This window comes from Sinomonas sp. ASV322, from assembly GCF_030908245.1.
GTDB lineage: Bacteria > Actinomycetota > Actinomycetes > Actinomycetales > Micrococcaceae > Sinomonas.
Genome location: NZ_JAVFJJ010000002.1, coordinates 373,793 through 396,188 on the forward strand (window position 1 = coordinate 373,793; position 22,396 = coordinate 396,188).

Sequence of the window (22,396 nt, forward strand, 5' to 3'; positions counted from 1 at the left end):
CATTGTATAAAACGTTTAATGCCCCTAGCGTTGCTCGCACCGCACACGAGAGGAACGCCAGTGGAGCTCCGCGAATTCACGACCGAGACGACCGATCCGCGCGAACGGGGCCACGCCCTCGGCGAGCGCTGGGCCGAGCAGATCGTGCGCACGAGCAGGCTCTACCTCGACCACTTCGCGGCCCTCGGGATCCCCGGGGAGCGCGTGCGCGGGATCGCCGAGCGCAGCCACGCCGCCTTGCGCGCGTGGTATCCGGCCCTTGCGGAAGAGTCCGACGCGATGGCCGACGCCGCAGGGGCCGAACGCTGGCACGTCGCCGCGGTCGGCGCGCGCACCGAGATCCTCGCCGCCGCGCCGCCGGCCCGGGAAGGCGAGTGCTCGACGGCGGTGTACGCGCCGCCGTCGTCCGCGCGGCCCGCATCGTCGGGGGCCGAGACGATCCAGACGTGGGACTGGCACTCGCACCTCGCGCCCGAAGGCCTCCTCCACCGGCTCACGCCCGCCCCGGGCCGCACGGTCAAGCTCTTCACGGAGTTCGGCGTCCCGGCCAAGATCGGCGTCAACAGCGCGGGCCTCGGCCTCCACTTCAACATCCTGTCCCACACGACGGACGACGACGAGGGCGGAGTTCCCGTGCACGCCGTCGCGAGGCGGGTGCTCGACGAGGCGGACACGGTCGAGGAGGCCGCGGCGATTGCCGCGTCGGCGAGGGTGAGCGCGTCGACGGTGCTGACCGTCGTCGGCCGCGGACCGGACGGGCTGCGCGCGGCGAGCCTCGAGCTCTCGCCGGCCGGAATGGCCGTCGTGCCCGCGGACGGGAGCGGCTGGATCCTGCACACGAACCACTTCCTTGACGCACAGCTGAGCGACGGCGACACGATCCCCGTCGAATCGACGACGAAGGAGCGGTTCGAGCACCTCGAGCGGGTCCACGCGGCGATGGCGGGGCTCCCCCTCGCCGAGCGCGCGCGGGCCCTGTGCGGCGCCGAAGGCCACGACGCGCCCGTGTGCATGCGCCCCGACCTCGCCGCGCCGCTCCACGAGCAGTGGTCGACGCTCCTGACCATCAGCCTCGACACGGAGGCGTGTGCCCTCGACGTCGTCGCCGGCTCCCCGGACGAGGCCGCGCGGGCGGGCTTCCACCGCTTCTGAGCTCCGGCCGGGCGGCCACCTGGGTGACGGGCCGCCCGGCACAGGGCGGGCGACGGCGGAGCGCGCCACGGCGCGGTGCGTCGCCGCCGTCATGCGCAACTCGGCCCAGAGTGCGCGAGACTGGTGGCATGACCAACGCAGACGTCTTCGAGTCGGAATCAGAGCGCGTGACGGGCAAGCTGCGCGATCAGATCCTCGACGGCGCGCGCGAGCCGGGAAGCCGACTCGTCGAGCGCGATCTCGCGGCCGAGCTCGGCGTGAGCCGCGTCCCGGTGCGGGACGCCCTCAAGGCCCTCGTCGCCGAGGGACTCGTGACGCCGCGCCCGCGGACGTGGGCGATCGTGCGGGAGTTCACGGCCGAGGACATCTCCGACCTCAACGAAGTCCGCCAGGCCTTCGAGGGCCTCGCGTTCCGGCTCGCGGCCCAGCGCCGGACGCGCGAGGGCCTCACCCGCCTGCGCGCGGTGCTCGACGTCGAACTCGCCGCGGCACGAGCGGGCGACGCCATCACGGCGCGCCGCGCCGCCGCCGACTTCCACGAGATCGTGACCTCGCTCGCGGCCAACTCCCTCCTGACCGAACTCGAACGCCCCCTCCGGAGCCGCATGCGCTGGCTCCTCGCACGCCACTCGGATCTCGTGCGTGTCGCGGAGGAACACGAGGCCCTCTACCAGGCCATCGTGGATCGGGACCTCGTGCGAGTCGAGGAACTCGCGGCCACGCACGTCGCGAGCAATCAGAACCTCAACGCCGCGACGGCACACTGAGCAATTCGGTATACCATTTCTGCATGACCTCGACGCCCCTGACCCTTGCCAACGTGCGCCCTTGGGGCGCCGCCCCCGCTGACATCGTCGTCGTCGACGGGAAGATCGCATCGGTCTCCCCCGCCGGCACGGCCGCCCCGGCGACAGGCGCACCAGCCAACGGCGGGACGACGGTCGACGGCGGCGGCCGGCTCGCCCTGCCGGGCTTCATCAACACGCACGCGCACGTCGACAAGAGCTGGTGGGGCCAGCCGTGGGAGCCGTACGGCGGCGTCGCCACGACGCAGGGGCGGATCGAGCACGAACGCTCCGAGCGGGACCGGCTCGGCATCCCGGGCGTGCCCTCGACGACGGCGGTGCTGCGCGAGTTCCTGCGCCACGGGACGACGGCGACGCGCTCCCACATCGACGTGGACCTTGGCCTCGGCCTGCGCGGCATCGACGTCGTGCGCGAGTCGGCGGAAGCGCTCGGCGGAGCGATCGACGTCGAGATCGTGGCCTTCCCGCAGGACGGCGTCATGCGGCGCCCCGGCGTGCTCGCCCTCCTCGATGCGGCCGCCGAGGCGGGCGCGACCCACGTCGGCGGGCTCGACCCGGCCGGAATCGACCGCGATCCCGTGCGGCAGCTCGACGGCCTGTTCGAGATCGCGGTGAATCGCGGCGTCGGCATCGACATCCACCTGCACGACGGCAACGATCTCGGGGCCTTCCAGATCGAGCTCATCGCCGACCGGACGATCGACGCCGCGCTCTCGGGCCGCGTGAACGTCTCCCACGGATTCGCGCTCGGCGACCTCCCCGACGGGCGCCGCAACGACCTCCTCGACCGGATTCGCGAGGCGGGCATCTCGTGGACCACCGTGGCACCGCCCCGCGGCGCGCTCCCGTGGGCCGGGATGCGCGAACGCGGCGTCCTGCTCGGCCTCGGCACCGACGGCATCCGCGATCTGTGGTCCCCCTATGGCGACGGCGACATCCTGCGCGTCGCGCTCGCGTTCGCCCGAATCCACGGCGTGCGGCGCGACGAGGACCTCGAGGGCGTCGTGCGGCTCGCGACGTCGGGCGCAGCGCCCTTCGTCAGCCGCGACGTGCACGATCTCGTCCCCGGGGCCCGCGCGGACATCGTCCTCCTCGACGCAGAGAACCCCCAGGACGCGCTCCTGCGGACCCCGCGACGCGAGGTCGTCGTCGCGGGCGGTCGCGTCGTCGTCGACGGCGGGGAGCTGCGGGTCTGATCGGCCCCTAGGAGTCCTGCGCCCGCGGACAAGCATCCGGCACCGGCAGACAAGCCCTCCACAACTCCCGTGCTGAGACTGGGGTGAACAGCAGACTCAACGTGGAGGACTCATGGACACCCTGCAGAACACCGATTCCCTGCTCAGTGCTGTCGCCCCGGCCGAGGGCGCGGCGGGCCGCGAGATCCTGGACCCCGCGACGGGCGAGGTCGTCGGCGTCGCCCCCGTCGCTGGGGTGGCCGAGCTCGAGGCCGCGATCGCAGCGGCCGAAGCCGCGCAGCCCGCGTGGGCCGCGGCGGGGCACGAGGCGCGCTCGGCCGCGCTCCTGGCGGCGGCCGACGCCGTCGAGGCCCACGCCGAGGAACTCGCCCGGATCCTCTCCCGCGAGCAGGGCAAGCCGCTCAACGGCCCCAACGCCCGCTTCGAGGTCGGCGCGTGCGCGGCCTGGCTGCGCGCGACGGCGGCGACGCCGCTCGAGCCGGAGGTCGTGGTGGACGACGGCGAAACGCACGCCGAGCTGCACTACCGTCCGATCGGCGTCGTCGGCGCGATCGGGCCCTGGAACTGGCCCATGATGATCACCGTCTGGCAGATCGCCCCCGCCCTGCGGATGGGCAACGCCGTCGTCGTCAAGCCGAGCGAATACACCCCCCTGAGTGTCCTCACGCTTGTCAAGGTCATCAACGAGGCCATCCCCGCGGGACTGCTCACCGTCGTCGCCGGCGGCCGCGAGGTCGGCGAGGCCCTCTCGGCCCACCCCGCGATCGGCAAGGTCATGTTCACCGGCTCCACCGCGACGGGCAAGGCCATCATCCGCTCCTCCGCGGACACCGTGAAGCGCCTGACCCTCGAGCTCGGGGGCAACGACGCAGGCATCGTCCTGCCCGACGCCGACCCGGCCGCGATCGCCGAGGGCCTGTTCTGGGGCGCGTTCATCAACACCGGCCAGACCTGCGCCGCGCTCAAGCGCCTCTACGTCCACGAGGACATCTACGACGCCGTGTGCGAGGCCCTCACCGCCTACGCCTCCCAGGTGCCGATGGGCGTCGGGCTCGAGGAGGCCAACGTGTTGGGCCCCCTGCAGAACAAGGCCCAGTACGAGATCGTCGCGCGCCTGGTGGAAGCCGCCAAGGCCTCCGGCGCCCGGGTCCTGCTCGGCGGCAACCCGGACGCGGACCAGCCCGGGTACTTCTACCCGACGACCCTGATCGCGGACATCGACAACGCCAACCCGCTCGTCGCCGAGGAGCAGTTCGGCCCCGCCCTGCCGATCATCAAGTACTCGAGCATCGACGAGGCCGTCGAGCAGGCCAACGGAATCGACGTCGGCCTCGGCGCCTCCGTCTGGTCCAGCGACAAGGCCGCGGCCCGCGACGTTGCCGCGCGCCTCGAGGCCGGCACCGTGTGGATCAACGCGCACGGCGCCGTCGACCCGCGCGTCCCGTTCGGCGGCGCCAAGCAGTCCGGCTACGGCCTCGAGTTCGGCGTCGAAGGCCTCAAGCACCTCGGCGTCCCGCAGATCATCAACGGCTGACCGTCCCTGAGGGGACGACCGTCCCTGGAAGGCATGACCGTCCCTTGCGCGCGGTCCTGCGGGACGGTTGTGGAGGTACGGGACGGTTATGCCGTTGGGTGCGCGGAGAGGCGGGGTCGATGCTCAAGCATCGGCCCCGCCTCTCTGCCTCCGTCCCGTCCCGCTGCGCGCGGAACCTGTCGATCAGTACTGCGAGTCCGAGACCTGGCGCTTGTCCGCCTCAGTTTCGGCGCGGGAGAGGTAGCCTTCCCAGCGGCGGGACATGGGGCCGATGAGGCCGCCGCCAATGCCGACGATCGCGATCCCGGCCACGGTTGCCAGGACGGAGATGAGCACCGGGGTCGTAACGGTGACCGCGATGTCGACCTGGTTGAGGGCCGCGATGACGCCCAGGGCCAGGATCGCCACATACGTGACCGTGCCCAGGACGCGCCCGTAGGAGGCGCCCGAAAGGGTCCCGCCGACCAGGCCGCGCACGGCGTTGGCGATGGCTGCGGTGACCACGACGATCACCAGCGCGACGACGACCTTGGGCAGGAACGCCACGATCGTGGTCAGCAGAGCGCTGATCGGGTTCGGGCCGAAGACTCCGAAAGCAAACTGGAGTACGAGCAGCACGATCGCGTAGTAGACAACCTTGACGATGATCTCCGTCGGGTCGACCGAGGACTTCGCGAGCATCTGCTTGAGCCCGCCGCGCTCGACGAGCCGGTCAAAGCCCAGCCGCCGCAGGACCATCGACAGGCCCTTGGCGATGAGCCGGGCGATCAGGAGCCCAACGAGGAGGATCACGAGGAACAGGACTAGTTTCGGAACGAAATCGGCGATCGTGCTCAGACCGTTCGTCAGTGCTTCTTGCATCTCACCACTCCTTGCACATTGTTCGCCCCGGCGCAGTGCTGGCGGCGTTCGACCCCTCGAACCGTCGCGACAACCGGAAAGGTCACGTGGGCGGTTCCTTGCCCGATGAGATGCAGATCATGTGCGCTTATGACGCGAGCCTGTTCACATCCGTCCCGCAACTGCGGATGCGACCGCACGACGCCTTTCGGGGACACCCGGCGCAAGGTTATTGGATACTCCTACTATCTAGTCGAGCCAGCGGCACCCGCCCTTAACGCCTGTGGGCGCCCGGAACCGAGTTCCAGGCGCCCACCGGGCGTGCCGTCATGTACGCGTTTCGACGGCGCATCGGCCCCTCGAAGGGCGACACACCGGTGATTTCGCCGCCACACACCGTTGCTTCGTGTTGTCCCTTCGCGTACGCGTACAGGAAGGGACGCGAGAGGCGGGTGGGTGAGGCGGCGAGGACGGTGTGCCGAGGTCCTGGGCCCCGCCGCGCGCTTAGGCCCCCGCCTGGGCTGCGAGCTGCCGCGCGACCGCGCCAGCCACGGCGGCCGGGAAGTCGGCGTCCTCGCGCACGAGCTCGTGGACGAAACCGTCCTCGAAGAGCTCGCGGGCGCTGATCCGCTGCGCCGCGCTGAGCTCTGGCGCCCGCGACGGCACGCCGTGCACGATCACGCTCGCGCCCTCAGGCGGGAGCGGCGCGAGCCACGCGTTCTCCGCTGCGACGGTGCGCGCGGCAGCCGCGAGCGCGAGCGCTCCCCCGCCCGTGCCCTCGCCGAGGAGCACGGCGACCGTCGGCACGCTGAGCGCGAGCATGCCGGCGATGCAGTCGGCGATCCCACCCGCGATCGCCTGCTCCTCGGCGCGCGCCGAGAGCTCCGCGCCCGGCGTGTCGATGACCGTCACGAGGGGCAGACCGAGTTCCTCGGCGAGCCGCATGCCGCGCCGCGCCTGGGCGAGGCCGGCGTCGTCGAGCACGTGGCCCTCGCGCTGGGCTGCCCGGTCGTGCCCGACGACGACGACCGGCTGCGGCTGCCCGGCGACGTCGGCAAGCTCCGCGAGCACCACGGCGGTGCTCGCCGAGGCGGCACCGCGCCCAGTCCCATGCAGCCGGACGGCCCGCCCGACGCCCGCACCGAGGAGTTCGCGCAGCCCGGGCCGGCCCTGCTCACGAGTTGCGAGCACCGACTCCCACACTGGTCGCTCCGGCGTGGCCAATCCGACAGAATCCGAACTCGCGGCGGCCGGCACCGCGGAGTCCGACGACGACGCGCGGGCGGCGCCGTCGTCGTCCGCCTTGCGTCCCTGCCCACCGAGGATCCCGAGCGCATCCCCCGCGAGGCGACGGAAGCCCGCGACGTCGAGGACGGCATCGACCGAGCCGTGCTCGAACAGGTGCTCGGCGGTCTGGACGCCCTTCGGGAAGTCCTCGCCCGTGAGGCCCGCGTAGACCTTGGGGCCGAGGAACCCGACGAGCGCGCCCGGCTCCGCGACCGTGATGTGGCCGAGGGAGCCCCACGAGGCGAAGACGCCGCCCGTCGTGGGGTGGCGCAGGTACGCGAGGTACGGGAGGCGTCGCGCCTTGAACTGCCCCAGCGCACGCGTGATGCGGACCATCTGCAGGAAGGCGGGGGCGCCCTCCTGCATGCGGGTGCCGCCGGAGGCCGGGGCCGCGATGAGCGGGAGGCCCCGCCGGCCCGCGGCCTCGATTGCCGCGACAATGCGATCGGCCGTGTTCTTCCCGATCGAGCCGCCGAGGAACGCGAACTCGCTCGCGACGACGGCCACCGGCTGGCCCGCGATCCGCCCCGCGCCCGTGAGGACGGCCTCATCGACGCCGCTCCGGTCTCGCGCGCGGGCAAGGTCCGCGGCGTAGGCGCCCGCTGCATCCGAAGGAACGGCGGCGTCCCAGCTCACGAAGCTCCCCGCGTCTAGGAGCTCCCGCAGGAACTCGATCGAGCCGAGGCGCTGGGGCCGCGAGGGCGAGGCCGCGCGGTCCGCGTCGAGCGGGGCGAGCGTGCTCACCGGGGCTCCGCGCCCGCCAGGACGCCGCCAAGCCACGCGCGGACGCTCTCGTCATGCTCGCCGAGCCGCGGCGGCGCGGCGTGGTCGAGGCGCGTCGTCTCCGTGCCATCCGGCCGGAAGAAGCGCAGCGGGCCCCCAGGCACCTCGATGCGGCCGAGGCTCGAGTGCTCGAGCTCGAGGGCGAGGTGCTGGCTCCGGGTCTGCTCCCACGCGAACACCTCGTCGAGCGAGCGCACCCGGCCGGCCGGTACCCCGGCCTCGTCGAGCTTCGCGAGCAGCTCGTCCGGGCCGAAGGCCGTGAACGCCGCCTCGACGGCCTCGATGAGCTCGGCCCGGTGCTGGACCCGCGTCGCATTGTCCGCCCAGCGCGGGTCCTCGGCGTCGAGGCCGAATGCGCCCGAGAAGCGGGCCCACAGGCCCTCCGAGCCGACCGCGATCTGCACGGCTCCGCCCGCGCAGCGGAACAGGCCGTACGGCGCGATCGACGGGTGGTGGTTGCCCTGCGCCTGCGGGACCTCCCCGCCCACGGTCCAGCGCGTGCCCTGGAACGCGAGCACGCTCACGATCGAGGAGAGCAGCGACGTGCGCACCACTTGACCCCGGCCCGTCCGCTCGCGCTCGAGGAGCGCCGCGAGCACGCCGTACGCGCCGTGGATTCCGGCCAGGAGGTCGCCGATCGGAACGCCGACGCGCTGGGGATCGTCCGGCCCGGACCCGGTGAGGGACATGAGCCCGGCCTCGCCCTGTGCGATCTGGTCATAGCCCGCACGCTGGCCCTCGGGGCCGTCGTGGCCGAAGCCGCTGATCGAGAGGATCACGAGCCGCGGGTTGAGCTCTTCGAGCGTCTGCGGATCGAAGCCGAGACGGTCGAGCGTGCCGGGACGGAAGTTCTCGACGAGCACGTCCGCGCGTCGTACGAGCTCCCGCAGCACGTCCTTGTCCGCCTCGTCCTTGAGGTCGAGGGTGATGGACTCCTTGTTGCGGTTGCAGGAGAGGAAATACGTCGATTCGCGCCCCTCGTGCCCCTCGAGGGTCCCGTCGGCCGGGTCGACGAACGGCGGGCCCCAGCCGCGCGTATCGTCGCCGCCGTTCGGGTTCTCGACCTTGATGACGCGGGCGCCGAGGTCGCCGAGCATCATGCCGGCGTGCGGGCCGGCGAGCGCGCGGGAGAGGTCGACGACGAGCGTTCCTTCGAGCGGGCCCGTGCCCCGCGTGGGGGTCGCCGTCACGCGCTGGCTCCTTCGGCGGCGACCGGACGCGCTGCGGCGAGGGCGTCGTCGTTCGCCTCCTCCGCCTCGGAGGGCACTGCGGGCTGGCCCTTGAACACCGTGCGGCGGATGAGTTCGGACACCGCGAGGACGATGAGGTTCGGGGCGAGCGAGATGAGGCCCGAGTCGACGCCGCCGGTCTTGATCCCCGCAAACGTGATGATGGCGACCGAGATGGTGCCGGCCGCGATGCCGAGGACAACGGGGATGCCGTGCACGCGGACCTTGCGGCCGATCGCGATCGCGACCGCGGGGGCGAACTGGGTCAGCCCGCCGTAGGTGAGGAGCAGAAGCGCCGCGATGTCCGACTTGGCGAGGCCGAACGCGAGCGCGAGGCCCACCGCGACCGCCACGATGACGTGGTTGAGCCGGAAGCGCAGCTTCGGGTTCTTGACCGGGAGCAGGTTGTGCGAGACGAGCATCGAGATGCCCATCGCGATCGCGCCGGCCGGCACCATGGCCGCCGCCGCTCCGCCGATCGCGATGACAGCGATGAGCGGTTCCGGAAGGGTGTGCTGCGCGACGCTGAGCAGAACGAAGTTGCCCGGGGTCTTCTGCTTGAGGACGAGGATGCCCGCGAGGCCGACGAGGATCGGAATGAAGAGGCTCAGCTGGTAGATCGCGATCCAGCTGGAGTTGCGGCGCAGGACGGCGCCGCTCTTCGCGGCGAGGGTCGGCGGCCACAGGTGGGGGAACGTGTTGAAGCCCGCGCCCAGGCCGGTGACGATCACCGAGCTGACCCAGAACGTCGCGTCAAGACCGGGGCGGGACATCGTGAAGTACCCCGAGGAGATCGCGTTGACCTTCTCGACAACAGTCGGGATCCCGCCCACACTCGCGATGACGCCCGCGAGCACGATGACGAGCGCGGCCACCATCATGAAGTCCTTGAACACCGCGACACGGGCCAGGCCGCGGATGCCGGCCCAGATGACGAACACGACGACGAGAACGCTCGCCACGATCATGCTGAACCCGCTCGCGTCCGCGCTGCCCGTCGCGAGCTGGACGATGAGCCCGAGGCCCGTGATCTGCAGCTGGAGGTACGGGATCAGGAAGAGGGCGCCCACGAGGGCCACCGTCTTGCCGAGCGTTCGGCTTCCGAAGCGGTCCTGGAAGAAGTCGGCCATCGTGAGGTAGCCGCGGTTGGCACCGAGCTGCCGCTGCCGCGGCGTGATGAAGTACTGCAGGACGCACGAGATCGTGAGGTAGCCGACCGCGAACAGCGCCGCGACGCCGCCGCCGTAGGCGATGCCGGCGAGGCCCAGGAAGCTGAACGTCGTGAGCGACTCGCCAGCCTGGAGGAACCACGTGGTCCAGCGGGGAAGGTCGCGCTTGCCGACCGACCAGCCGGAAAGTGACGTCTGGCGCGTGCGAGACCACACGCCGATCGCACCGATCGCGACAATGCCGAGGATGATGAGGACGGGAAGCATCAGTGGGCCTCTCCTTCGGGCAGCTTGGCCAGGCGCTCGGCGTCAAGCGCCGCTTCGGCGGCGTCGAGCGCCGCCCCGCCGTCGCGCTGATAGCTGCGCTCGACGATCTGGAGCGCGACGACGGTGCCGATGACCATCGCGGCCATCCAGACGACGGCTGCAGGAAGCCCGAACACAAACGTCGGGGTGGACACGAACGGAAGGAACGGAGTGACCACGATGCCGACCACGGGGGTCAGGGCAATCGCGAGCCTCTTGGGGGATGCAAGGCTTGTGCTCAGTGGGGCAGTGCTCCCAGAGGCGAGCCTCGCAGAGTCGGGGCCCGAAGCGTCGGGGATCATGGGATTGAAACTCCTTGGGGGCGAACGGATGAGCAGGAGGAGAGCTTCTCGAAGGCCGAGGCCAGCCGGAGGAGGCGGGCGTCGCTGCCACGCGCTCCGACCATCTGGAGGCCAACGGGAAGGCCGGCGGGCGTGAACCCGGCCGGGACCGACAGGGCCGGGAGGCCCAGCGGGGTGAACAGGTAGGGAGCGCGCATCCAGTCGAGGTAGGTCTCGAGCTGGTGGCCCTCGATCTCGGTGGGGTATTCGAGGTCGGCGTCGAACGGCGCGACCTGCGACGCGGGGGCGATCACGAGGTCGTAGCGGTCGAAGAAGTCGCCGGCCCGACGGATGAGACGGGTCATCGTCTCTTCGGCGCGGAAGACGTCCCGCCCGGTCAGGGCGGCGCCCTCGCGGATGTTCCACGCGAGGAAGTGATTGAACAGCTCGGGGTCGGCCGCAAGGTCGTCGCCCCATGCGGCGTCGAACGCCGCGGCGCGCAGCGTGCGGAAAGCCTCGTCGGATCCGTCGAGATCGAGGCATTCGAGGTCGACGACGGCGCCCGCCTCCGCGAGCGCGCGCGCCTGGGCCTCGACGACGTCGAGCACCTCGCGCTCCACGGGGACGCGGCCGCCGAGCGTGGGGGCGAACGCGATCCGCAGGCCCTTGAGGTCCTCCGGCGTCGGCTCGCCGGCGGGGAGAGCGGGCGACGGCGGGAAGACCGAGAACGGGTCGGCCGCGGCGGGGCCGGCCATCACCGAGAAGAGGAGCGCGGCGTCGGCTGCCGTGCGGCCCATCGGCCCGGCGACGCCGAGCGGGAAGAAGACGTTGCCGCCGTCCGTGTTCGGCACCATCCCGGGCGTCGGACGGAGTCCCACGACGTTGCAGAAGGACGCGGGGTTGCGCAGGGATCCGCCCATGTCGCTGCCATCGGCGATCGGCTGGAAGCCGCATGCGAGGGCCGCGGCCGCGCCGCCACTGCTTCCGCCGGCCGACTTCGTGAGGTCGTAGGGGTTGCGCGTCACGCCGAACACGAGGTTGAACGTGTGCGAGCCGGCCGCGTATTCGGGGACGTTGGTCTTGCCGAGGCGGATCGCTCCGGCATCGAGGATCCGCTGGACGTGGAGGTCGTTGGCCTCCGGCACGAAGTCCCTCGTGCGCGGGTGGCCGAAGGTCGTGCGCATGCCGGCGGTGAGGGCCGTGTCCTTGAAGCTGATCGGAAGGCCATGCAGCGGCCCGACCGGCTCTCCCGCAACGAGCTTCCGATCCGCCTCGGCCGCGGCGGCGCGGGCGCCCTCCTCGTCGAGGGTCACCACGGCGTTGACCAGCGGGTTGACGAGGTCGATCTGCTCGAGGTGCGCGTCAAGCACCTCGACCGCAGAGACCTCCCGGGCTCGGAGGAGTGAGGCCAGCTCAACCGCCCCGGTGTACACCAACTCGTTCGTCATGAGTCATCAAGCTTTCATTGAGTTTCGTTTTGAGCCGTTCTATCGACTCGTAAGAAGACAATGAACCACGATAGTGGCAAGAGTCACATTTGGCTAGGGGTGGGGTCACGTCGCGACACGAGAGCCGACACGTCCCACCTCGCCCTTCCAGTACGCGTACTGGAAGGGACGGAATGAGCCCTAGCGGGCCATGCGGACGCCGCCGCGCTTGTACGCGCGCACGACGAGGGAGCTCCGCAGAGCAAGAGCTCGCGAGGCCCATGCCGAGGCCGTGACGAAGTCACGGAGCTCGTTGAGGCTCGGGAGCGTCACATTGACCATGAGCTGGAACTCGCCCATCGCCATGACGGCGTACCGGACGTTCGGCTCGGCCGCGACAAGGCGGCCAACCTCGGCGACCTCCGTCGGCGACGTGCGGATCCACACGACGGCCTCGATCGGCAGGCCGACATCGGACGGCTCAACGATGGCACGAACCGTCAGGCGCCCGTCTTCGAAAAGCCCGCTGAGCCGGCGTCGCACCGCCGGCGCGGAGAGCCTGACGGCGTCGCACAGTTCGGACGTCGGCACCCGCCCGTCGGCGACAAGGAGCGCAACCAGCGTGGAGTCGATCTCGTCGAGGACGAAGCTTGGGCTCGGCCGCGACTGCGGCGGAGCCACTTCTTGGAGCGCCTCGACCTGCTCCTGCGAAATAGGCCCGGGGTGCCACTCGGCGACCGTGCGGAAGTACTCCATGACGGGCGAGGCGTCGACCTGCACGACGCCCTCGAGCGTGGGAAGCTCCTCGAGAACAAGGGTTGAGAGCCGACCGGGACGGGCCTGGACTTCCATGACCAGCCGAGTCGGTCCCGTCAGGGCGTAGATGAAGTTCGCGTCCGGGTCCGCGGCGAGGGCCTCAGCGATCTCGGCGAAGCGTGCGGGCTCACAGTGCACCTCGACGAGATGCGTCGGGCCAAGCGACACCAGCCCGGCCACCCGCACGGTCCCAGACTCGAGCAAGGCGATGCCGCGCCGCGTCACCGTCCGGAACGGCTCGCCGAGCACTTCCGCGATCCGCCGCCACGACGCGCGGCCGTTGACCTGGAGCGCGGCGACGATCCGCCGGTCCAGCTCGTCCAATTCGCGCGCGGGCGCCGGCGTGACCACGTACCGATTATGCCGTGCCGGTCATGCCCGGGGCGCACGCAGGGAAGCGTCGGGGAGTCACGGAAGCGCGATGCGCCCCTTGTCGCCGGACCGCAGTCCCCTCCTCGCCCTGAAGTCCCCCTCAAGAGGACTTCCTCGCGTGACGGGGACTGCTGGCCGCGACAAAAAGGGGGCCGCGCCCCGCGGACTCAACCCGCGGAACGTGGCCCCCCGCCGTCGGACGCCCCTGCTCAGGCCCCTTCGCCCGTTGTGTTCACGATGTACACATCGCAGTCGGCGCCATGGGCGACGCTGTTCGCGATGCTCCCAAGGATCCGCCCGATGCCCTGCATGCGCCGATTTCCGACGACGACGAGGCGCGCCTGGAGCCGCTCGGCCTCCTCGAGGATCGCGTCAGCAGGCTTGCCGCGCGCGGCGATGTAGCTGATCTCCTCCCGGCCCTCGGGCCACGTGAGGTCGGACGCGACCTTCTTGGCGACGCGCTCCGCGAACGTCGCTCCCGATTCGATCCACTGATCGCTTCCGACGCCGTACACCTCGGTGCGGTCGTCCTCGAAAGCGCTCACCACGTGGAGTCGGGCTCCAAAGGCCACGGCGATCTCCGCGGCCGCCTCGGCGGCCCGGAATGCCGTGTCGCTGTTGTCCACTCCGACGACGACGATGTTCTCCCGCATCGATTCCTCTTCTCTCGCCACATCACAGGGTCGGCGGACCTCGGTGTCCGCTCGGACCCGGCCTCCGGAATACCAATTCCTCCGCCACTGCTGACTGTAACCGCCACCGGCGGCCCGAGCGAGCCCTGCGGCACCCGGCGGACGCCAGGCCAGCCAGATAACGAGAGGCCGCCGTCGCTGGCGGCCCCCCCACCTCATCTCGCGAGCGCCGAACGCAGGACCTCCGCGAGGTGCACGCCCTCGCGATCTGTGCCCTGGGCGATCTGCGTCCGGCACGAGAACCCGTCGGCCACGATGATCGTCTCGGGCGCCGCGGCCCGCACCGCGGGGAAGAGCTCCCGCTCCCCGAGCCGCTGCGAGAGCTCGAAGTGGCCGGGCTCGAAGCCCCAATTCCCCGCGAGCCCACAGCATCCGCCGCCGACCACCGAGGTGGCCACGCCGAGACGCCCGAGAACGCGCAGCTCGGGCCCGTACCCGTCGGCGCCCTCGCCGAGAGCCTTCTGGTGGCAGTGGACTTGGCACACGGCCGCCGCGACCCCGCCGTCGCCGGTCCCGTCGCCCGAACCGCCGTCGCCCGCAAGCGACCGGAAGGGCCACGCCTTTCCAGCGTCGAGATGTCGGGCGACAAACGTTCCAAAGCCCACGGCGAGCTCCGTGACCCGAGCGGCCCGCGCGTCGTCCGGGAGAAGCTCGGCGATCTCGTGCTGAAGCATCGCGGTGCAGGACGGTTCAAGCCCGAGGATCGGGTGCCCCGCCGCGAGCAGGGGCTCGACGACGTCGAGGGTCTGCCCGAGCACCTTCTTGGCCTGGTCCAGCTGGCCCGTCGAATGCCACGTGAGGCCGCAGCACGCGTCGACTCTGGGAATGAGGACCCGGTAGCCCATGGCCTCGAGGGCCTCGACGGCGGCGCGGCCGGGGGCGTCGGCCGAGTAGTTCGTGAACGTGTCCGGCCAGAGGACAACCGTCTCGCGGGCGTCGTCGGGCCCGCGGTCGACGGCGGGGTCCCCACCTCGCGCGGTCCCGTCCCGTCGGCGAACCCACGCCGTGAGCGATTGGGGCACGAACGAGATCATCCGGCGGCGCGGCTCGATCCCGCCGAGCCGCTTCGTGAGCGCCTCGATCGGCGCGAACGATTCGAGCCAGTTCACCGCCCGGACGGCCCCCGGGACGCGGGCGAAGAACCGCACGAGGTACGGCATCCACCCCATCGTGAAGTGCGCCAAGGGCCGGCGGCCCGGCCCGACGAACGCGAGGAGCCCGCTCCGGTAGTGACGGTTGAGGAACTCGGCCTTGTACGTCGCCATGTCCACGTTGACGGGACATTCGGCGACGCAGGCCTTGCAGGAGAGGCACAGGTCGAGGGCCTCGAGCGTCTCCTTCGACTTCCAGCCGTCCGTGATCGACTCGCCGCGGAGCATTTCGGCGAGGGAGCGGGCCCGGCCGCGCGTCGAATGGACCTCGTCGCGCGTGACCTGGAAAGAGGGGCACATGGCTCCAGCGTCGGATCGGCACGCCCCGACGCCCACGCAGCGATTGACGGCACGAGCGAAGGAGCCGCCGTCGCGCGAGAAGGCCTGCACGGGCGCGACGTCGAACGTCCGCGCACCGGGTCCGGGCCGGATCCCCTGGTCGATGGGCTCCGGATCCACGAGCACGCCCGGGTTGAACACGCCGTCCGGATCGAACACCCGCTTGAAGTCGGAGAAGGCCCGGAGCGCGGCCGGCGAATAGATCGTGGACAGCAGTTCGGATCGGGCGCGGCCGTCGCCGTGCTCGCCCGAGACCGAGCCGCCGTAGCGGTGCACGAGCTCGGCCGCGGCGCGGATGAACGAACGGTAGCGCGCGACGCCGTCGTCCGACGCCAAGTCGAACGAGATCCGCAGGTGCACGCAGCCCTCGCCGAAGTGGCCGAACGGGATCCCGGCGTAGTCGTGCTCGTCCATGAGCGCGGAGAGGTCACGGAGGTATTCGCCGAGCCGCGCGGGCGGCACCGCGGAATCCTCCCACCCGGGCCAGGCCTCGCCGCCGTCGGGCAGCCGTGTCGCGATCCCGGCGCCGGCCTCGCGAATCGCCCACAGCGCGCGGGCTCCGGGCCCCTCGGGCACCACCGCTGAGTCGACGAGGCGGTCCGCGACGAGCTCCGCAAGCTGCCCCGCCCGCTCGAGCGCGCCGTCGGCCGTTTCTGCCCCGACCTCGCAATAGAGCCAGCCACCCCCGCGCGGGAGCTGCGACCCGGCTCCCGCCTGGCCAGGGCGAGCCTGAAGCGCCTCGATGAGGTCGGCGCCCATTCCCTCGATCGTGTACACGCCGGGCACGCGGAACGACGGCGCCGCGGCCGCGGCCTCGAAAGCATCGGCGAAGCCCAGAACGGCGAGCGCCGTATGCGCGGGCTTCCGCACGAGCCGCACGGTGAGGCGCGTGATGATCCCACAGGTCCCCTCGCTCCCGGCGAAGGCCTTCGCGGCGTCGAAGCCGTTCTCGCTCAGGAGATGGTGCAGGCCGTAGCCCGAGACCTGCCGCGGGAACTGGCCCAGCTCTGTACGCAGGACGGCGAGGTTCCGATCCCTGATCGCCCGCAGCTCGCGAGTGATCCGCGCATCCGACGTCCCGCCGGGTCCGAGCGAGACCTCGCTGCCGTCGGCGAGCATGACCGTCACGGCCACGAGGTTGTCCGCGCTGGTCCCCCACGCGACCGAGTGGGAGCCGCACGCGTTGTTGGCGACCATCCCGCCGATCGTGCAGCGCGAGTGGGTCGAGGGGTCGGGCCCGTACGTGAGTCCGAATTCGGCCGCCGCCGCGCGCAGGGTGTCGCACACGACGCCAGGTTCAACCGTCGCCGTCATGGCATCCGGATCGATCGAGAGGATCCGGTTGAAGTGCCTCGACAGGTCGACGACGAGGCCGTCGCCGATCGCGTTCCCCGCGACGGAGGTGCCGCCGCCGCGGCACGTGACGGGCCACCCGCGCTCACGAGCGAGCGCGAGCAGCTCGCGGATCTCCTCGACCGTGGAAGGCTCCGCGACGGCCGCGGGCACGCGCCGGTAGATCGAGGCGTCCGAGACGTACGCGGCGCGAGTGGTGAGATCTTCGCGGATTGCGCGCATCGCCACCTTCCTCTCCTCCCTCGTCCCAGTCTGGCGGAACACCGGGGGATTTTGGTGGGCGGTTGTCGTCTCGCGCAGGATCCTTGGCCGAGCGCGCACAGTCCCGCCGCGTGCCGGGGTCCCACAGGCACCATAGAAAGCGGCACAGAAGCGAGGCGGCCGGAGCGAGCCGCGCCCGGACGAAGGAGACCCATGGGCTACGCAGGTTCAAGCACCGCTGACAAGGTCGTGCTCATCACGGGCGGCGGAACGGGAATCGGCGCGGCCATCGCCGAGCGCTACGCCGCGGAAGGCGCGCGCGTCGTCGTCGCCGGTCGTCGGATCGGCCCGCTCAAGGAGGTCGCGACGTCGGTCGGTGGCCTCGCCGTCGAAATGGACGCCGCGGACGCCGAATCGGTGCGGAACGGCCTCGCGGCCATCCTCGCCGAGTACGGCCGCCTCGACGTCCTCGTGGCCAACGCGGGCGGGCACGGCTTCTCGTCCGTGGGAGATACGGACGACGCCGCGTGGGAGGCCTCGCTGCGAGCGAACCTGACGACGGCGTTCGTCGCCGCCCGCGAATCCCTCCCCGCGCTCATCGAGTCGAAGGGCCAGATCGTGGTGATCTCCTCGCTCGCGGGGCTGTTCGCGGGACCGTCCGTCGCGGGCTACACCGTGGGCAAGCATGCCCTCATCGGCCTCACGCGTACCCTCGCGCGCGACTACGGCCGGCACGGCGTGCGCGTCAACGCCGTGTGCCCGGGCTGGGTCACGACTCCCATGGCCGACGCCGAGATGGACGAGTTCGCGGGCCACGCGGGCCTCGACAGCCGAGCCGCCGGGTACGCGGCAGTCACCGCCGACGTCCCTCTCGGCAGGCCCGCCGCGCCGAGCGAGATCGCGTCGATCGTGCGCTTCCTGGGTTCCGACGAGTCCTCCTACATGACGGGCTCGGTCCTCGTGGCCGACGGCGGCGCCCACATCGTCGACCTCCCCACCATCGCGTTCGACCACGCGGGGATGTAAGGCTCAGCGATTAGGCGTGTTGCTAAACCTGATCCGAGCGCTGCTCGCGGAGGGCATCGCGCAGCGCGGCGCGTGACGTCACGCCGAGCTTGGGGAACAAGTGATAGAGGTGCGCGCTAACGGTCCGTGGCGACAGGTAGAGCCGCTCGCCGATCTGCTTGTTGGTGAGGCCAGCCGCTGCGAGGGCTGCGATCTCCCGCTCCTGCGGCGTGAGGGCCTGGGCAGCTGGGGACTCCACGACCCAGCCCGTGGCCCGCAGTTCGCCGCGCGCTCGAGCCGCCCACGGGACGGCACGGAGAGAGTCGAATGCCTCGGCGGCCATCATCAGCTGGCGCCGGGCCTCGCTCGTGGACTTCATCCGGCGCAGCCGCTCTCCATATCCGAGCCGAATGCGGGCAACGAGAAACGGCCATCCGATCGCGCCGGGAAGGGCAAGGGCCGCCTCGAACGCCCTTGTCACGTCGTCTCCGGTCGCCACCAGCGCTTCCGCGCCAGCCGTCACGAGCGCCAGTCGTGGCGAGATCTTGGCGACGTGGGCGGCGCAGATGTCGGCAACATGGGCCCGCGCGTTCTCCATCCGTCCCGCGCGCACCGCTGACTCCACGAGGTCAAAGAGCATCCACAATGCCGCGGGCTTGTAGGACGGAAGCGTCTCGGGCGAGCACACCTCCAGCACGTGTCCATACGCGACCTTGTAATCCCCGCGTGTGAGGGCGGCGACTGCGCTGACGTGGGCGGACAGTTGCAGCACGAATCCGATGCGGTTCGGCGCGCCCCACGACACAAGCTCTGTCGCGATGCGCCGCGCGAGTTCGTCGTCCCCGCGAGCGGCCGCGACCATCGCTTGCGCGTAGCGGAGGAATCCGCCGAGCAGCCGGTAATGATGGCGGTCGGTGTAGTTGAGGCCTTCGTCCGCGATTCGCAGCGCGGCATCCCAGTCGCCGGTCAGCACCGCGTCGAAGCCGAGGAGCGCGAACGCCTTGATGGCGGACGCGATCGCCCCGCCCGCGCGTCCGTGGTCCACGAGCCGCCACAGTGCCGGACGACACGCAGCGGTGCGGTCGACGTACATCGAGGCGATGCCGAGCCTGGCGGCGCGCGCGGTGTCGAACTCGTCATCGATGGCGGCGATCGCCGCGTCAAGCACCGGGAGCCACTCCTGTGCGCGGGTCGCGGACTCGAGGAACGTGTGGCCGAGCAGCTGCAGATTCTCTGGCGGCTCAAGGCCCAACTCGTCCAGGGCATTCCAATAGTCCGCGACGAGGTCCGCGCGAGAGCCAAACGAGCCGTTCGCCATCAGCACGTAGACGATCTCGGCGAGCGGCTCGTTCCACTCCGCCAGCGGCTTCGGAACGCTGCGCAACGCGCTGAGCAAGACGCGATGGATCGCGTCGGCATCGCCTCCGCTATTGACCATGTACGCCGCCGCCGCGACAGCCGTCGCCACCGTGTGACTGCGACCCCCCTCTGACACGGCGGGGATGCGAGGATTCACCAGGTCGCCGGTGACATCGGCGCCGAGGTAGGTTGCGAACATCGCCCGACGGTGGTGGTCGTCCTGGCCTGGACTTAGCTCCGCCGAACGCATCAGCAGTCCGATGGCTCCGACAGGGTCGCCGCGCCGCTTCGAGCGCAATGCCGCGTCTTCGAGCAGACGCGCGATCTGCTCGTCGGGTGCGATCGCTGCGGCCGCCAGATGCCATGCGTGTCGCTCCGAGTCAGCCGGGTATCGGTCGGCGAGCTCGCGGTGCGCGATGCGTCGTTCCTCGTCGGTTGCCAGCTCGACAACTGATGAGCGGGTCAGGGGGTGTCGGAACTGCACGCCACGGGTGAGCGGGTGGATACGCACGAGTCCGGCGCGTTCGGCAGGGCCGAGGTCGGGCGCTGACGCGGCGGGGAAAACGTCGCCCGAGCCGTCGAGCGCCGCGTGCAGCAGCTGTGCCCTTGTTGCTGCGGGCAGTGTGCCGATGAGCCGCTCGAAGTGCTGGCGCAGTCGCCGGCCCACAGGAGTACGGGCGATGGGAGGTTCGGGCGAGTCGTCCCCTAACGGCACGGGCAGCTCGATCAGCGCGAGCGGGTTCCCCTGCGCCTCTCCGAGGACGGTGCGCACGGCGCGCTGCGGAAGGCGCGGGAATATCGTGGCCATCAGCATCTCCGCCGACGGGTCGTCCAGCGGCGCAACCGCGATTTCGTCGATGCCGGCTTGGTGGAAGAGGCTGGGCTCTTCGGAGCGCACCGCCGCGATGAAGGCCACTTGGTTGCCTTTTAGCCTGCGCGCGAGCGTGGCTAGCGCGCTCGCGCTCGCCTGGTCCAACCAATGTGCGTCATCGACCACGACTAGAACGGGAGCATCGGATGCTCCCGTCAGCAGCGCGACCAACGAGTTGACGAGGGTCAGGCGGTCCGGTGCAGGACCATCCTCGATGCCGAGGGTGACTGCCAACGCACGTCGATAGGTCGGGTTCAGGCCGGCGAGCTCAGTGAGGAGCGGGGCCAGCAGCTGGTGGAGACCCGCGAAACCAACCTCCGCCTCGAACTCCACCCCTGCAGCACGCAGCACGCGCATCCCGCGCCCCGCGGCATAGTCGGCCGCGGAATCCGCGAGAGCGGTCTTTCCGACCCCTGCTTCGCCCGCGATGACGCGCGCGCCGCCGTCGACCGCGGCCTCGTCGACGAACGCATGCAGCAGCCTCAGTTCACGCTCGCGTCCGACGAGCGGAGGGGAACCCCGACCGGGCACGGATCTGAGACTAGCAGGAGTGCGAGGCCCGGGATCTAAGTCATCTGACCGATTCGGCGAGGACGCCAGGTCCCTAGATTCGTGAGTGTTCCCAGCGACAGAAGGAGTTCTCATGAGTGCCACCATCGTCCTCGTGCACGGCGGGTTCGTCGACGGATCCGGATGGCGCGGCGTCTACGACGCGCTGACCGATGACGGCCACACGGTCCGGATCGTGCAGAACCCGACCAAGTCGCTCGCCGACGACGCCGCGACCACGCGCGACGTGCTTGACGACGTCGACGGTCCTGTCGTCTTGGTCGGCCACTCGTACGGCGGGGCGGTGATCACCGAGGCCGGCACCCACGACAAGGTCAGCGCACTCGTGTACATCACCGCGTTCGCGCCAGACCAGGGCGAGTCGGTCAACTCTCTCCTCGCGACCTTCCCCGCGAGCGGCCCGCAACCGCCGATCCTGCCGCCAGTCAACGGCAGCCTGTTCCTCGACCGCTCGAAGTTCGCTGCATCCTTCGCCGGCGACGTGACGCCCCAGGAAGCGGCATTCATGGGCGATTCGCAGGTGCCATGGGGCCTCGACGCCCTCGGCGGTGTCGTCACCAAGGCCGCCTGGCGCGAAAAGCCCAGTTGGTACCTGCACGTCGCTCAGGACCGCATGATCCCGCCGGCTGCGCAGGCCTCTATGGCGGAGCGCATCGGGGCCACCATCGTAGAGACGCCCGGCAGCCACGCGATCTACGTCTCGCAGCCGCGCATCGTGGCCGACCTCATCGGCCAAGCGGCGGCCTCGCTCTCCTGAAATCGAACGTCACACCCGAACGAACTGGAGGAGATCATGAGCTCGAATATGTCACGCCGGCACGTCTTGACGGCAGGCGCGGTCGCAGCCGGGGCGGCCGCGCTGGCGGTCAGCCCCTTCGAGACGGCGACCGCATCGGCAGCCACCGCTGAAGCCGCCGCAGGCGATGGGAACGCAAAGCCGACCGTTGTCCTCGTGCACGGCGGATACGCAGACTCATCATGCTGGAACGCGACCATCGGAATGCTGCAATCCTGGGGTTACACGACGATCTGCGGTTCGAACCCGCTGCGCGGCATCCCCACCGACGCCCCCTACATCGCGAGCCTGCTCGACTCGATCTCGGGACCCGTCGTGCTGGTTGCGCACTCCATGGGCGGGACCGTCATCACAAACGCCGCCGCCGGGAAGGCCAACGTCAAGGCGCTCGTCTACATTGCCGCGTTCGTGCCCGATATGGGCGAGACCCAAGCGGATCTCATCAACAAGTTCCCCGGCAGCGAAGTGCTGCCCGTGAGCGTACCGGTGCCCTACACCAAGCCCGACGGGACCACCGGGACAGACCTTTACTTGAGCAAGGACGGCCAGGCCGCCTTCGCCGCCGATATCCCCGCATCGACGTTCCGGGTGCTGCAGGCCACCCAACGACCCTTCGATGCGGACTCGTTCATCTACCCGACGACGGCCGCCGCGTGGCGGACGATCCCAACGTGGGGTCTGGTCGCCGGCCAGGACAAGGCAATCCCGCCCGCCTGCCAACGCTGGATGTACAGCCGCGCGAACGCCCGCAAGGTGATCGAGGTGCCAACCTCGTCGCATGTAGCGATGCTCAGCCACCCGCAGATCGTCGCGAACCTCATCGCCACCGCGGCCAGAGCTACCAGCTGACTCACCCGCGTG

The 22,396-nt window shown here is 70.7% G+C and carries 17 protein-coding genes; 7 read left to right on the plus strand and 10 right to left on the minus strand.

What is annotated here, in order from left to right; genetic code table 11:
* Positions 1–60: 60 nt before the first annotated feature.
* The 4 genes from RBS12_RS04370 (at position 61) to RBS12_RS04385 (ending at position 4,688) form a co-directional block, all read left to right on the plus strand.
* The gene (locus RBS12_RS04370) at positions 61–1,152 is read left to right on the plus strand and encodes a C45 family peptidase (protein ID WP_307964843.1); all 1,092 of its coding nucleotides are present in this window, start codon (positions 61–63) and stop codon (positions 1,150–1,152) included.
* 128 nt (positions 1,153–1,280) lie between these two features.
* Positions 1,281–1,919: a GntR family transcriptional regulator gene (locus RBS12_RS04375; protein ID WP_307964844.1), complete on the plus strand. Its 639-nt coding sequence runs from the start codon at positions 1,281–1,283 to the stop codon at positions 1,917–1,919.
* Between the two features lie 23 nt (positions 1,920–1,942).
* Positions 1,943–3,154: an amidohydrolase family protein gene (locus RBS12_RS04380; RefSeq protein WP_307964845.1), complete on the plus strand. Its 1,212-nt coding sequence runs from the start codon at positions 1,943–1,945 to the stop codon at positions 3,152–3,154.
* Between the two features lie 112 nt (positions 3,155–3,266).
* Positions 3,267–4,688 carry an aldehyde dehydrogenase family protein gene (locus RBS12_RS04385; RefSeq protein ID WP_373886475.1) on the plus strand — a complete coding sequence of 474 codons (1,422 nt, stop codon included), beginning with the start codon at positions 3,267–3,269 and terminating at the stop codon, positions 4,686–4,688.
* A gap of 183 nt (positions 4,689–4,871) precedes the next feature.
* Here RBS12_RS04385 and RBS12_RS04390 read toward each other — a convergent pair whose 3' ends face one another.
* From RBS12_RS04390 to RBS12_RS04430, 9 genes are all read right to left on the minus strand, one after another.
* The gene (locus RBS12_RS04390; RefSeq protein ID WP_307964846.1) at positions 4,872–5,549 is read right to left on the minus strand and encodes a hypothetical protein; all 678 of its coding nucleotides are present in this window, start codon (positions 5,547–5,549) and stop codon (positions 4,872–4,874) included.
* A gap of 483 nt (positions 5,550–6,032) precedes the next feature.
* On the minus strand, positions 6,033–7,559 hold the full coding sequence (locus tag RBS12_RS04395; RefSeq protein WP_307964847.1) for a carboxyl transferase domain-containing protein: 1,527 nt from the start codon (positions 7,557–7,559) through the stop codon (positions 6,033–6,035).
* Positions 7,556–8,788, minus strand: coding sequence for a CoA transferase (locus tag RBS12_RS04400; RefSeq protein WP_307964848.1), 1,233 nt, complete (start codon positions 8,786–8,788; stop codon positions 7,556–7,558). The genes RBS12_RS04395 and RBS12_RS04400 overlap by 4 nt, the downstream gene beginning before the upstream one ends.
* Entirely contained in the window at positions 8,785–10,263 is a 1,479-nt protein-coding gene (locus RBS12_RS04405; protein ID WP_307964849.1) for a sodium:solute symporter family protein, read from the minus strand. The genes RBS12_RS04400 and RBS12_RS04405 overlap by 4 nt, the downstream gene beginning before the upstream one ends.
* Positions 10,263–10,604, minus strand: a complete 342-nt coding sequence (locus tag RBS12_RS04410) for a hypothetical protein (RefSeq protein WP_307964850.1) — start codon at positions 10,602–10,604, stop codon at positions 10,263–10,265. Before RBS12_RS04410 ends, RBS12_RS04405 begins: the two co-directional genes overlap by 1 nt.
* Positions 10,601–12,031, minus strand: coding sequence for an amidase family protein (locus tag RBS12_RS04415; RefSeq protein WP_307964851.1), 1,431 nt, complete (start codon positions 12,029–12,031; stop codon positions 10,601–10,603). Before RBS12_RS04415 ends, RBS12_RS04410 begins: the two co-directional genes overlap by 4 nt.
* 180 nt (positions 12,032–12,211) lie before the next feature.
* Positions 12,212–13,177, minus strand: coding sequence for an Lrp/AsnC family transcriptional regulator (locus tag RBS12_RS04420; protein WP_307964852.1), 966 nt, complete (start codon positions 13,175–13,177; stop codon positions 12,212–12,214).
* Between the two features lie 230 nt (positions 13,178–13,407).
* Positions 13,408–13,851, minus strand: a complete 444-nt coding sequence (locus tag RBS12_RS04425; RefSeq protein WP_307964853.1) for a universal stress protein — start codon at positions 13,849–13,851, stop codon at positions 13,408–13,410.
* 194 nt (positions 13,852–14,045) lie between these two features.
* Positions 14,046–16,955 carry an FAD-binding and (Fe-S)-binding domain-containing protein gene (locus tag RBS12_RS04430; protein WP_307964924.1) on the minus strand — a complete coding sequence of 970 codons (2,910 nt, stop codon included), beginning with the start codon at positions 16,953–16,955 and terminating at the stop codon, positions 14,046–14,048.
* Between the two features lie 192 nt (positions 16,956–17,147).
* On the opposite strand from RBS12_RS04430, the gene RBS12_RS04435 reads away from it, so the two are divergent.
* Entirely contained in the window at positions 17,148–17,960 is an 813-nt protein-coding gene (locus tag RBS12_RS04435; RefSeq protein ID WP_307964854.1) for an SDR family oxidoreductase, read from the plus strand.
* A 22-nt stretch (positions 17,961–17,982) separates the two neighbouring features.
* Here RBS12_RS04435 and RBS12_RS04440 read toward each other — a convergent pair whose 3' ends face one another.
* Positions 17,983–20,700 (minus strand): AAA family ATPase, encoded by a 2,718-nt coding sequence (locus RBS12_RS04440; protein WP_307964855.1) that lies wholly within the window; start codon positions 20,698–20,700, stop codon positions 17,983–17,985.
* Positions 20,701–20,812: 112 nt separating this feature from the next.
* Between RBS12_RS04440 and RBS12_RS04445 the strand changes: the two genes are divergently transcribed.
* Together RBS12_RS04445 and RBS12_RS04450 are read left to right on the plus strand one after the other, a co-directional pair.
* Positions 20,813–21,496 carry an alpha/beta hydrolase gene (locus RBS12_RS04445; protein ID WP_307964856.1) on the plus strand — a complete coding sequence of 228 codons (684 nt, stop codon included), beginning with the start codon at positions 20,813–20,815 and terminating at the stop codon, positions 21,494–21,496.
* Positions 21,497–21,544: 48 nt separating this feature from the next.
* Positions 21,545–22,384: an alpha/beta hydrolase gene (locus tag RBS12_RS04450; RefSeq protein ID WP_307964857.1), complete on the plus strand. Its 840-nt coding sequence runs from the start codon at positions 21,545–21,547 to the stop codon at positions 22,382–22,384.
* The last annotated feature ends 12 nt before the right edge of the window (positions 22,385–22,396 follow it).

Coding starts and splice junctions, on each gene's coding strand:
- RBS12_RS04375 (WP_307964844.1), top strand. CDS start 1,281: ATGACCAACGCAGACGTCTTCGAGTCGGAATCAGAGCGCGTGACGGGC.
- RBS12_RS04380 (WP_307964845.1), top strand. CDS start 1,943: ATGACCTCGACGCCCCTGACCCTTGCCAACGTGCGCCCTTGGGGCGCC.
- RBS12_RS04385 (WP_373886475.1), top strand. CDS start 3,267: ATGGACACCCTGCAGAACACCGATTCCCTGCTCAGTGCTGTCGCCCCG.
- RBS12_RS04390 (WP_307964846.1), bottom strand. CDS start 5,549: ATGCAAGAAGCACTGACGAACGGTCTGAGCACGATCGCCGATTTCGTT.
- RBS12_RS04405 (WP_307964849.1), bottom strand. CDS start 10,263: ATGCTTCCCGTCCTCATCATCCTCGGCATTGTCGCGATCGGTGCGATC.
- RBS12_RS04410 (WP_307964850.1), bottom strand. CDS start 10,604: ATGATCCCCGACGCTTCGGGCCCCGACTCTGCGAGGCTCGCCTCTGGG.
- RBS12_RS04415 (WP_307964851.1), bottom strand. CDS start 12,031: ATGACGAACGAGTTGGTGTACACCGGGGCGGTTGAGCTGGCCTCACTC.
- RBS12_RS04425 (WP_307964853.1), bottom strand. CDS start 13,851: ATGCGGGAGAACATCGTCGTCGTCGGAGTGGACAACAGCGACACGGCA.
- RBS12_RS04430 (WP_307964924.1), bottom strand. CDS start 16,955: ATGCGCGCAATCCGCGAAGATCTCACCACTCGCGCCGCGTACGTCTCG.
- RBS12_RS04435 (WP_307964854.1), top strand. CDS start 17,148: ATGGGCTACGCAGGTTCAAGCACCGCTGACAAGGTCGTGCTCATCACG.
- RBS12_RS04445 (WP_307964856.1), top strand. CDS start 20,813: ATGAGTGCCACCATCGTCCTCGTGCACGGCGGGTTCGTCGACGGATCC.
- RBS12_RS04450 (WP_307964857.1), top strand. CDS start 21,545: ATGTCACGCCGGCACGTCTTGACGGCAGGCGCGGTCGCAGCCGGGGCG.